Source organism: Brachybacterium sp. NPDC056505, assembly GCF_042794925.1.
In the GTDB taxonomy this organism is placed as follows: Bacteria; Actinomycetota; Actinomycetes; order Actinomycetales; family Dermabacteraceae; genus Brachybacterium; species Brachybacterium kimchii.
In genome coordinates this window covers 1-11329 of record NZ_JBHTSV010000047.1, presented here as the reverse complement: position 1 = coordinate 11329, position 11329 = coordinate 1, and the positions used below count along the sequence as shown (strand labels likewise).

General features: G+C 71.9%; 7 protein-coding genes. 4 read left to right on the top strand and 3 right to left on the bottom strand.

Going from position 1 to position 11329, the window contains the following annotated elements; all coding sequences use genetic code 11:
- The first annotated feature begins 155 nt into the window (after positions 1 to 155).
- Positions 156 to 2510 carry a bifunctional (p)ppGpp synthetase/guanosine-3',5'-bis(diphosphate) 3'-pyrophosphohydrolase gene (locus ACFQ53_RS16205; RefSeq protein ID WP_249480370.1) on the top strand — a complete coding sequence of 785 codons (2355 nt, stop codon included), beginning with the start codon at positions 156 to 158 and terminating at the stop codon, positions 2508 to 2510.
- Here the strand turns inward: ACFQ53_RS16205 and ACFQ53_RS16200 are convergent.
- Positions 2453 to 3307 carry a hypothetical protein gene (locus ACFQ53_RS16200; RefSeq protein WP_377861514.1) on the bottom strand — a complete coding sequence of 285 codons (855 nt, stop codon included), beginning with the start codon at positions 3305 to 3307 and terminating at the stop codon, positions 2453 to 2455. The two genes, ACFQ53_RS16205 and ACFQ53_RS16200, sit on opposite strands and share 58 nt — an antisense overlap.
- 106 nt (positions 3308 to 3413) lie before the next feature.
- Entirely contained in the window at positions 3414 to 5066 is a 1653-nt protein-coding gene (locus ACFQ53_RS16195; protein WP_377861511.1) for a DUF349 domain-containing protein, read from the bottom strand.
- Positions 5067 to 5408: 342 nt separating this feature from the next.
- Between ACFQ53_RS16195 and hisS the strand changes: the two genes are divergently transcribed.
- Entirely contained in the window at positions 5409 to 6764 is a 1356-nt protein-coding gene (hisS, locus tag ACFQ53_RS16190; protein WP_377861509.1) for a histidine--tRNA ligase, read from the top strand.
- Between the two features lie 100 nt (positions 6765 to 6864).
- Positions 6865 to 7233: a thioredoxin gene (gene trxA / locus ACFQ53_RS16185; RefSeq protein WP_377861507.1), complete on the top strand. Its 369-nt coding sequence runs from the start codon at positions 6865 to 6867 to the stop codon at positions 7231 to 7233.
- Between the two features lie 127 nt (positions 7234 to 7360).
- Here the strand turns inward: trxA and ACFQ53_RS16180 are convergent, their stop codons facing one another.
- A complete protein-coding gene (locus ACFQ53_RS16180; protein ID WP_377861504.1) occupies positions 7361 to 9271 on the bottom strand; it encodes a DEAD/DEAH box helicase in 1911 nt (636 codons plus the stop codon).
- 166 nt (positions 9272 to 9437) lie between these two features.
- Here ACFQ53_RS16180 and aspS point away from each other — a divergent pair, with 166 nt between their 5' ends.
- A complete protein-coding gene (gene aspS, locus ACFQ53_RS16175) occupies positions 9438 to 11273 on the top strand; it encodes an aspartate--tRNA ligase (protein ID WP_377861500.1) in 1836 nt (611 codons plus the stop codon).
- The last annotated feature ends 56 nt before the right edge of the window (positions 11274 to 11329 follow it).

The window sequence follows — 11329 nt, the reverse complement described above, 5'->3', positions numbered from 1 at the left end:
GAGTCCGCCCCTAACTGCGGCGCCGGACCGCTCCGCCCCCGCGGCGGCCGGGCGCTGGCCCCCCTCCGGACCGGGTGGTGCCCGCCGTCCGCGGACGGCGCACACCACCACTCCCTACGGGGTCGTAGACTCGGGTGACTGCGCAGGAGGTTCGGATGAGTGAACACGGGACCACCCCCCGGTCGGAGTCGCGCCCGGCGCCCGTCCATCGGCGCTCGCGGTCTCCGTTCTCGTTCCTGGTCGGACGCACGTCGCCGACCAGTCCGAACCCCTCGTCGGCCTATTTCGAACCGCTCGTCCAGGCGGTGACCGCGGCCCATCCCAAGGAGGACCTGGGACTCCTGGAGCGCGCCTTCGCCGTCGCCGAGAGGGCCCACCAGGGACAGTTCCGCAAGAGCGGCGACCCGTACATCACCCACCCGGTGTCGGTCGCGATGATCCTCGCGGAGCTCGGCAGCCCGCAGGAGGTCCTCGCCGCGGCCCTGCTCCACGACACGGTCGAGGACACCGACTACTCGCTGGACCAGCTGCGGGGCGACTTCGGCGACGAGATCGCCCTGCTCGTCGACGGCGTCACCAAGCTCGACAAGGTCACCTACGGCGACGCGGCCCAGGCCGAGACCGTGCGCAAGATGATCGTGGCCATGAGTCGCGACATCCGTGTGCTGCTCATCAAGCTCGCCGATCGCCTGCACAACGCCCGCACCTGGCGGTACGTGCCCGCCGCGTCGGCGGAGCGCAAGGCGCGCGAGACCCTCGAGATCTACGCCCCGCTCGCGCACCGCCTCGGTCTGAACACCATGAAGTGGGAGCTCGAGGACCGCTCCTTCCAGGTGCTCTACCCGAAGGTGTACGCGGAGATCGTCTCCCTGGTCGCGCAGCACGCTCCGGCCCGCGAGCAGTACCTCGCGAGCGTGTCCGGGCAGATCCAGGACGACCTGCGCAAGGCGAAGATCAAGGCATCCGTCACCGGGCGCCCCAAGCACTACTACTCGATCTATCAGAAGATGATCGTGCGCGGCCGCGACTTCGCGGACATCTACGACCTGGTGGGCATCCGCGTGCTCGTGGACACCGTGCGCGACTGCTACGGGGTGCTGGGCATCCTGCACGCCCGATGGTCGCCCATCCCCGGGCGGTTCAAGGACTACATCGCCCTGCCCAAGTTCAACCTCTACCAGTCGCTGCACACGACGGTCATCGGCCCCACCGGCAAGCCCGTCGAGGTGCAGATCCGCACCCGCGAGATGCACCGCCGCGCCGAGTACGGCGTGGCCGCGCACTGGAAGTACAAGGCGATGGCGGGCCCCGATCCGGCCCCGACGGCGAAGTCGGGGGAGATGGCCTGGCTGCGCCAGCTCATGGACTGGCAGAAGGACACCTCCGACTCGGGCGACTTCCTGGACTCCCTGCGCTTCGAGATCAACAGCCAGGAGGTCTACGTCTTCACCCCGAAGGGCGACGTGATCGCTCTTCCCCAGGGGGCGACGCCCGTGGACTTCGCCTACACGGTGCACACCGAGGTCGGCCACCGCACCATCGGGGCGCGTGTGAACGGCAAGCTCGTGCCGCTGGACTCGGCGCTGAGCACGGGGGACGTGGTCGAGGTCTTCACCTCGAAGGCCGACGGGGCCGGACCCAGCCAGGACTGGCTGGGCTTCGTGAAGACCCCGCGCGCCCGCACGAAGATCCGCCAGTGGTTCTCGAAGGAGCGGCGCGAGGAAGCGCTCGAGAAGGGCAAGGACGAGCTGTCCAAGGCGCTGCGCCGCCAGGACCTGCCGATGCGCCGACTGCTCACCCACGAGACCCTGCAGTCGGTCGCGCTGGACCTCGACCAGAACTCCGTGGACGCCCTCTACACCGCGATCGGCGAGGGACACGTCGGCGCCCAGAACGTCGTCGAGAAGCTCCGGGCGACCTTCGGCGGGACCGCCGGGGCCGAGGAGGACGTGGTCGAGACGACCCTGCCCTCGAAGGTTCTCGCGCGCCCCTCCGAGGCGCAGCGCCACACCAGTGAGACCGATCAGGGCGTCATCGTCGACGGGCAGAAGGACCTGTGGGTCAAGCTCGCCAAGTGCTGCGCACCCGTGCCGGGCGATCCGATCATCGGCTTCGTGACCCGCGGCTCGGGCATCTCGGTGCACCATCGCGAGTGCTTCAACGCCACGCAGCTTCAGGAGGAGCAGCCCGATCGGATCGTGGACGTCCACTGGTCCGGCCGCATGGGCTCGGTCTACCTCGTGCACATCAAGGTCGAGGCGCTGGATCGGGACCGACTGCTCACGGACCTCGCCCTGGTGATCGCCGACCAGCAGGTGAGCCTGCAGTCCGCCTCGTGCCAGTCGCACCGGGACCGTCTGGCCACGGCGTACTTCTCCTTCGAGCTCGCCGACCCCTCGCACCTGCAGGCCGTCCTCGCGCAGGTCCGCAAGGTCGAGGGCGTCTACGACGCCTACCGGGTCACGGCCGACGGCAAGGTCGTCGAGGGCAGGGGAATGGTCGAGGCCTGAGCCTCGTATCCTCGGCGCGCCCAGAGCTCCACCTCCCGCACCCGCAGCACGGCGCGCTCGCGCGTGTCGGCGTCCTCCGCGCCCGCGGGAGCCGACTCGCAGCGCCGCACGATCTGCTCGAGAAGCCTGCGGGCGATCCTGCACCCGGAGCCCCCGCGCGCCGCCGCCAACCGCTCTCCGATCTGCTCTCCCGTGCACAGGCCGGTGCGCACGAGCACTTCCACGCCCGCGAGCGCGGCCTCGCCGTCGGAGCGCAGCAGGTCGGCGCCCGTCTTGGCGGGAGTCGTCACCGGCGTGCCCGCGATCTGCTCGATGTCCGAGAGCACGACGCCGGAATGGTGGACGCGCACCCCGGGGATCACGCTGCGGTGGGAGAGGGTCATCAGATCGACGGGATCGGGGAACGCCGCACCCGTGTGCACCCAGTGCGCCGACCAGAGGGCGATCACGTGATCGCTGCGCAGCCTCGCGCCGACGGCGCAGCCCACCAGCAGAGCCCGGTCCGAGGCGTGCTCGGCGAGGTAGAAAGGGACCAGCCGTCCCTCGCCGACGGGCACCAGGGCTCCCGTGCGCACGTCGTCGTAGTGGGAGAGCGTCGCCGGCCAGCGGGCGATCTCCTGCTCGAGGGGGACGGCGAGCTCGGCAGCCTGCTGCGACCATGCCGCACACGGAGCATCGGCCCACGGCAGGGACGGGGACTCCTCGGCGGAGATCGCAGGGGAGGGGCCGGCTGGGCCGGGCGAGGCGGACGAGGCGGACGAGGTGACGGCGGGGGAGGGCGACTGGGGCGGAGGCATGCGCCGAGCATCCCGGGTGGGAGTCCGCGCATCAAGGCGCCCGCCCGTCCTGTGGACGAGCGGGCGCTGTGGAGGAGCGGGAGCGGCGCGCGGAGGCGGAGCGGGATCAGCCCAGATCGCGGGCGGAGCGTTCGATGACCTCGAGCCACTCGCGCCGCGCGCGCAGTGCCTCCTCGGCCTTCGCGATCTTGGCGGGATCGCCGGTCGCACGTGCCTTCTCGAGATCGTCCTCGTAGCTGGAGATCGCCTCCTGGAGCTGAGAGGACGCCCCCTCGACACGAGCGCGGGTACGAGGATCGGTGCGACGCCACTCGGCGTCCTCCGCCTGCTTGAGCGAGCGCTCGAACGTGCGCAGGCGGTCCTCGATGCGCCGCATGTCGCCGCGGGGCACCTTGCCGGCCTCGTCCCAGCGGTCCTGGATCCGGTGCAGCGCCGCCCGGGCGCCGTCGAGGTCCTCGGCCGGGTCGACGGCCTCGGCCTCTGCGAGGAGGGCCTCCTTGACCTTGAGGTTCTCCTTCTGCTCCGCGTCGGAGGCGGCGAGGTCCTCGTTGCGCGCCGCGAAGAAGGTGTCCTGGGCCGCCTTGAAACGCGCCCACTGGGCGTCGTCCTTCTTGCGATTCCCGCGCGGGGCCGCGCGCCACTCGTCCATGAGGGAGCGGTAGGCGCGGACCGTCGGGCCCCAGTCCGTCGAGTCCTTCATCTCCTCGGCGCGGCGGATGATGTCCTCGCGGACCTTCTCCGCCTCCGCGTGCTGCTCGTCGAGGTGGGAGAAGAACTGGCGACGCTTGCGGTCGAAGGCGCTGCGTGCCGTCGAGAGCCTCTTCCACAGCGCATCCTCGGTGGAGCGCTCGAGGGAGGGCCCCTCCTTCTGCATCGACTTCCAGGTGCCGACCATGCCGCGCATGGTCTCGCCGGCGCTCTTCCAGCTCATCCGCTCCGGCTCGGTCTCCACGAGCTGCTCGATCGACTCCACGAACGCGGTGCGCTCGGCGGTCGCCGCGTCGCGGGCCTGCAGACGCTCCTCCTCGAGGGCGTGGATCTTCTCCTTGGCGTTCTCGCGCAGCTCCGACGCCCGCGCGCGCAGCGCCGGGATGTCGCCGATGACCTGCGGTTCCTTCATGTTCTTGCGAAGGTTCTCGAGGAGTCGGTTCAGATCGGCCTGGGTGAGCTGCGGTGCCGCCAGCCGCTGCTGGGTGACGTCGAGGAAGGCCACGAGATCGAGATAGGCGCGTGCGAACGGCGCCAGCGCCTCCTCGCGGTCCGCGGAGACCGCGGTCCCCAGCGAGCGCTTCTGCGTGCCGTCCTGCACGCTGACCGTGCCGTCCTCCTCGAGCGTGCCGAAGGCCAGGGCCTCCTGGATCGCCGTGTCGTCGTACTCCTGCACGGGAGGCGCGACGGGGATCAGCGGGGCCGACGGCCGCCGACCCGCGAGTGCGGCCGGGCTCGGGGTGCCGGGACGAGGGGTCGGACGCGGCGTCGGACGCGGAGCCGGGGCGGCGGGACCCGCGGACTCGGGCGCAGCGGCCTCGGACGTCCCGCTCTCGCTCTGGCTCTCGGACGCGGCCTCGGGCGTCGTCGTCTCGTCGTCGGCGTCCGACGTCGCGGTCTCGGGCGCGGTGTCGGGCGTCGCCCCCTCGGTCGCGGCATCCGGCGACGCCGCCTGGGTCGTCGCGCCGTCGGACGTCGTGCCCTCGGTCGTCGAGGCGTCGGGGGTCGCGCCGTCGGGCGCGGTGGCATCGGGAGTCTCGGACTCGCTCACGGGGGAGCTCCTTCTCTCGTTCCGCTGGATCGCGGGTCACTGCCGTCGCCGGGACGGCGTCATGGTCGTGGCGCGGAACACCACGCCAGGGAACTCTACCGCCGATCGTGCACGCATCCGCGCGCGTCCCAGGGGCTCGCATCCCTCGGGTCCAGTCAGGTCGCCTCGGGCCCCCGCAGCGGATCCCGCCCGTCCGCCCGCCACGCGGGCGCGGTCCCGGGCGAGGGGCTCATGGGTCGATAATGGGTCCTCGGCGCGCGGGCACCCACCGCCCACGCGCCCCGCTCGGGCCGCGCCAGCACGGGCGGTCCGCCGCACGTACAGCACGCAAGGAGCACACCCGTGGCGAAGATCAGCGCCCTGTCCGGATTCCCCGAGCACCTGCCCGAGCAGCGTCTCGTCGAGCAGCACGTCATCGACGTGTTCCGCCAGGTCGCCGAGCTCCACGGTTTCTCCGGCATCGAGACCCGCGCGGTCGAGCCGATGAGCCAGCTGCTGCGCAAGGGCGAGATCGACAAGGAGGTCTACGTCCTGCGGCGCCTGCACGCCGAGGAGGACGACGGATCCGACGCCGATCCCGATCGTCAGCTGGGCCTGCACTTCGATCTCACCGTGCCGCTCGCGCGCTACGTGCTCGAGAACGCCGGCAGGCTCGCCTTTCCGTTCCGCCGTTTCCAGATCCAGAAGGTCTGGCGCGGGGAGCGTCCGCAGGAGGGCCGCTATCGCGAGTTCTACCAGGCCGATCTCGACATCATCGGCCAGGACTCCCTGCCTTCCCACCAGGAGGCCGAGGTCGTCGTGGTGATGGCGGAGATCCTCTCGCGCCTCCCGCTGCCCCCCTTCACGATCCGTGCGAACAACCGGAAGCTCTCCGAGGGCTTCTTCCGCTCGATCGGCCTCGAGGACTTCGAGGGCGTGCTGCGCACGATCGACAAGCTCCCCAAGATCGGTGACGAGGCCACCGCGCGCCTGCTCGTCGAGGACGCCGGCGCGAGCGAGGAGCAGGCGCGCACCTGCCTGGCCTTCGCCTCGATCCGCACCCGCGACGACTCGTTCGCCCAGCAGGTGCGCGATCTGGGCGGCGAGGGCGAGCTGCTCGAGGAGGGCATCGCCGAGCTCGCCGCCGTCCTCGAGCAGGTCGAGGCGGCCGTGCCCGGAGTGATGATGGCCGATCTCTCGATCGCCCGCGGGCTCGACTACTACACGGCAGGGGTCTTCGAGACCTTCCTCGAGGGCAGCGAGGCGCTGGGCTCGATCTGCTCGGGCGGTCGCTACGACCGGCTCGCCGCGGACAACCGCCACACCTACCCCGGTGTGGGCCTCTCGATCGGGCTCTCGCGCCTGGTCTCGCGGATGCTCTCGGCCGACCTCGCGCGCCCCAGCCGCGCGGTCCCCACGTGCGTGCTGGTCGTCGTGGAGGGCGAGGAGACCCGGCGGCGCAGCGAGGCCGTCGCCCGCGACCTGCGCTCCCGGGGCATCCCCACCGAGGTGTCGCCGACCTCGGCGAAGCTCGGCAAGCAGATCCGGCACGCCGACCGCCGCGGCATCCCCTTCGTGTGGTTCCCGCACCAGGACGAGGCGGACGCGGTGCGCGACATCCGTTCGGGCGAACAGGTCGAGGCCCGTGCCGACTCCTGGCAGCCCCCGCACGAGGACCTCCACGTGCAGGTCCTCGCGGGCCCCGGCGGCGAGGGCTGACCCGCTCGCGCCGCACCGCCGGACGCCCCGGTGCCGGGAGACATGGGTCACCGGGCGTCCGCACGGGAATGTGCGAACGGCCCAGGGCGTTGTGGGGGGCATGGCTACAGTCACGCTGACGTCCGAGAACCACGACGAGACCGTCAAGGACGGCGTCGTCCTCATCGACTTCTGGGCAGGATGGTGCGTCCCCTGCCAGCGCTTCGCGCCGATCTTCGAGCAGTCCTCGGAGGATCACAGCGATGTCACCTTCGCGAAGCTCGACACCGAGGACCAGCAGGAGCTGGCCATGCGCTACGGCGTGACCTCGATCCCGACCCTCGTCGCCTACCGCGACGGCGTGCCCGTCTTCCAGCAGGCCGGCGCCCTCCCGCAGGCGGCGCTCGAGGACCTCATCTCCCAGGTCCAGGGCCTGGACATGGACGAGGTCCGCAAGGCCTACGCCGAGGCGCAGGCCCAGCAGTCCTGACCCTCCCGCCGGCAGGCGGCCGGCGGTCCCACCACGCGGAACGGCCCCGCACCCATCGGGTGCGGGGCCGTTCTCCGTCCGTTCGGGGGCGCGACGAGTCGCCCGGGCCGGCGTGCGCGTCGCGCGCTCAGCGGCCGCCGTGTCCTCGGCTGTCGCGGCGGGGACCGCCCTCATGGCGCGGTCCGCCGAAGCGCCGGCCGCCCTCGTGGCGTCCGCCCTCGCGGGAGTCGGGACGACGCGAGCCGTGCTCGCGGCGACCGCCGGTGCGCGGGCCGCGGTCCTCGCTGATGCGCAGGGTGCGCCCGGCGATCTTCGCGTGGCCGATGCGGTCGATCTGGTCGTCCTTGAGGGACCCGCGGATCTGGACCAGGGAGAACGAGCCGAAGATGTCGATCTTGCCGATCGACTTCCCGTTCAGGCCGCCCTCGCCCGTGATCGCGCCGACGATCGCCGCGGGCTTCGCCCCGTGGGAGTGGCCGACGGACACGCGGTAGCTCGTGAAGCCCTTCTCGGGCTGGCCGGGTGCGGGACGGCCCTTGCCGTCCGACTCCCGATCACGGTCGGAGCCCTTGAGGTGGGCGCCGGTGAACTCCTCGTCGCCCTCGGCCTCGGCACCCGGCCCGTCGTCGCCGACGGCCGTCGCGGCGAGCACCGCGGCGAGCATCCGCGGGTCCATGCCGCTGCTCTCGAGGAAGGCGTCGACCTTCTCGAGGTAGAGATCGAGGCGCCCGCGCTCGGCGCGCTCGGGCACGGAGGCCAGCAGCTTCTCGGTGCGGTGGGCGGAGACGTCCCGCGGGGAGGGGATCGAGATCTCCTGCAGGGTCTGGCGCGTGGTCTTCTCGATCGCGCGCAGCTTGCGGCGCTCGTGCGGGGCGACGAAGGTGAGCGCCTCGCCGGTGCGGCCCGCGCGGCCGGTGCGGCCGATGCGGTGGACGTAGGCCTCGGGCTCGCCGGGGACGTCGAAGTTCACGACCAGGCCGATCTTGTCGACGTCGAGGCCGCGAGCGGCGACGTCGGTCGCGACGAGGACCTGCAGCGAGCCCTCGCGCAGGCGCTCGACGATCTTCTCGCGCTCCTTCTGCGGCACGTCGCCGCTGATGGTCGCGGCGACGACGCCCCGCGAGACGAGCGCGGTGCCGACCTCCTCGGCGGCCGAGCGCGTGCGCACGAAGACGATCGCCGCCTCGGCGTCGGAGGTCGCGAGCACGCGCGCGAGCGCGCCGGTCTTGTGGCGGAAGGGCACGACCGCGAAGCGCTGGGAGACGTTGGTCGTGGTGCTCGCCTGACGCGACACCGAGACCCGCACCGGCTCGCTCATGTGCTCCTCGGCGACCCGCTGGATCGCGGGCGGCATGGTCGCGGAGAAGAGCGCGACCTGCTTGGACTGCGGGGCGTGGGAGAGAATCTCGTCGACGTCCTCGGCGAAGCCCATGCGCAGCATCTCGTCGGCCTCGTCGAGCACCAGGTACCTCAGGGTCTCCAGGTGCAGGTTGCCGCGCTTGAGATGGTCGATGACGCGTCCCGGGGTCCCCACGACGACCTGTGTGCCGCGCGAGAGCGCGCGCTCCTGGGGGCCGTAGGGCGAGCCGCCGTACACGGAGGTCACCGAGAGGCCGTCGACGTCCTGGGCGAAGGTGCTGATCGCCTCGGCGACCTGCATGGCGAGCTCGCGGGTGGGGGCGAGCACGAGCGCCTGGGCCGCGCGCTCCGAGGGATCGACCGCGGTGAGCATCGGCAGGCCGAAGGCGGCCGTCTTGCCCGTGCCGGTCTGGGCCACGCCGATGACGTCGCGTCCCGCCAGCAGCTGCGGGATCGCCTCGCTCTGGATGGGGGAGGGGCGCGTGAAGCCGAGCCGGTCCACCGCGCTCTGCAGCACGCCCGGCAGGTCCAGGTCCGCGAAGGTCGGCTCCTCGGGGGCGGCAGGGGCAGCAGGGCCCGACGGCGCCTCGGTCGCGGACTCCGCGACCGGGCCGTTCGGCTCGTCGGTCGAGGGGGTCTCGGGTGTGGGATCTGTGGCGGAGGGGCGTGCGTCGTTCATGGTGTCCTTCGACTGCGGGGCGGGGTGGACCCGCCAGCGGTGCAGGTCGGGACAGATATCCAGGATACGGAGCGGGCATGCCCGGGCACAGGGGCGCAGGGGGCGAGATCGCTCACCCCGCGATAGCATCGGGGCGACCGCATCCCTGAGACGAAGGACTTCTTCCGTGCTGCGCACCCATCATGCCGGTGAGCTCCGAAGCGAGCACATCGGCCAGACCGTCACCCTCACCGGCTGGATCGCCCGCCGCCGCGACCATGGAGGCGTGACGTTCCTGGATCTCCGCGACGCCAGCGGCGTCGCCCAGGTCGTCGTCCGCGAGGACGAGGCCATGCACCTGCGCAACGAGTACGTGCTGAAGGTCACCGGCACCGTGGACCGTCGTCCCGAGGGCAACGAGAACCCCGCCCTGCCGACGGGCGAGATCGAGGTCACCGCGAGCGACGTCGAAGTGCTGAACCCCTCGGCTCCGCTCCCGTTCCAGCTCGACGACCACGCCGAGGTGGGGGAGGAGGCGCGCCTGCGCTACCGCTACCTCGACCTGCGCCGCTCGGGTCCGGCGCGCGCGCTGCGCCTGCGCTCCGACATCAATCGGGCCGCTCGCGAGACCCTCCTGGACGACGGCTTCGTCGAGATCGAGACGCCCACGCTCACGCGTTCGACCCCGGAGGGCGCGCGCGACTTCCTGGTGCCCGCGCGACTCGCCCCGGGCTCCTGGTACGCGCTGCCGCAGTCCCCGCAGCTGTTCAAGCAGCTGCTCATGGTCTCGGGGATGGAGAAGTACTTCCAGATTGCCCGCTGCTACCGCGACGAGGACTTCCGCGCCGACCGCCAGCCGGAGTTCACCCAGCTCGACATCGAGCTGAGCTTCGCGGAGCAGGAGGACGTGATCGTCCTCGCCGAGGAGCTGCTCGCGAACGTCTGGAAGGTGGCCGGGCACGACATCACCACGCCGATCCCGCGGATCACCTACGAGGAGTCGATGCGCCGCTACGGGTCGGACAAGCCCGACCTGCGCTTCGACCTCGAGATCACGGAGATGACCGAGTACTTCGCGGACACCCCTTTCCGCGTGTTCCAGTCGCCGTACGTCGGCGCGGTCGTCATGGCCGGCGGCGCCTCCCAGCCCCGCCGCCAGCTCGACGCCTGGCAGGAGTGGGCCAAGCAGCGCGGCGCCAAGGGCCTCGCGTACGTGCTCGTCCAGGAGGACGGCACGCTGACCGGCCCGGTCTCCAAGAACATCTCGGACCAGGAGAAGGCTGGCCTCGCGGCGCAGGTCGGTGCGAAGCCGGGCGACTGCGTGTTCTTCGCGGCGGGCGAGCCGAAGTCCTCGCGCGCCCTGCTGGGCGCCGCGCGCAGCGAGATCGCCGAGCGCCTGGGGCTCATCGACCACGATGCCTTCGCGTTCGTCTGGGTCGTGGACGCGCCCATGTTCGAGCCCACGAGCGAGGCGGTCGCCGCGGGCGACGTCGCCGTCGGCTCGGGCGCCTGGACGGCCGTGCACCACGCCTTCACCTCGCCCAAGCCCGAGTTCATGGACACGTTCGACACGGATCCGGGCAGCGCGCTGGCCTACGCCTACGACATCGTCTGCAACGGCAACGAGATCGGCGGCGGCTCCATCCGCATCCATCAGCAGGACGTGCAGGAGCGCGTCTTCCGCGTGATGGGGATCGACGAGGAGCAGGCGCGCGAGAAGTTCGGCTTCCTGCTCGACGCCTTCGCCTTCGGCGCCCCGCCCCACGGCGGCATCGCCTTCGGCTGGGACCGCATCGCGGCGCTGCTCGCCGGCACCGACTCGATCCGCGACGTCATCGCCTTCCCGAAGTCCGGCGGCGGCTACGACCCGCTGACCCAGGCGCCCGCTCCGATCACCGCGCAGCAGCGCAAGGAGGCGGGGGTCGACGCGAAGCCCCGCAGCGACGGGGCGAAGGACGGCGCCGAGACGAAGGACGGCGCCGCCCAGGACGCCGACGGGAGCGCCCCCTCCGGGCAGGCCTGATCCCGGAGCGGCCCGCTCCGCCCGCGGAACGCACAGGGCGCCGGCACCCCTCGGGG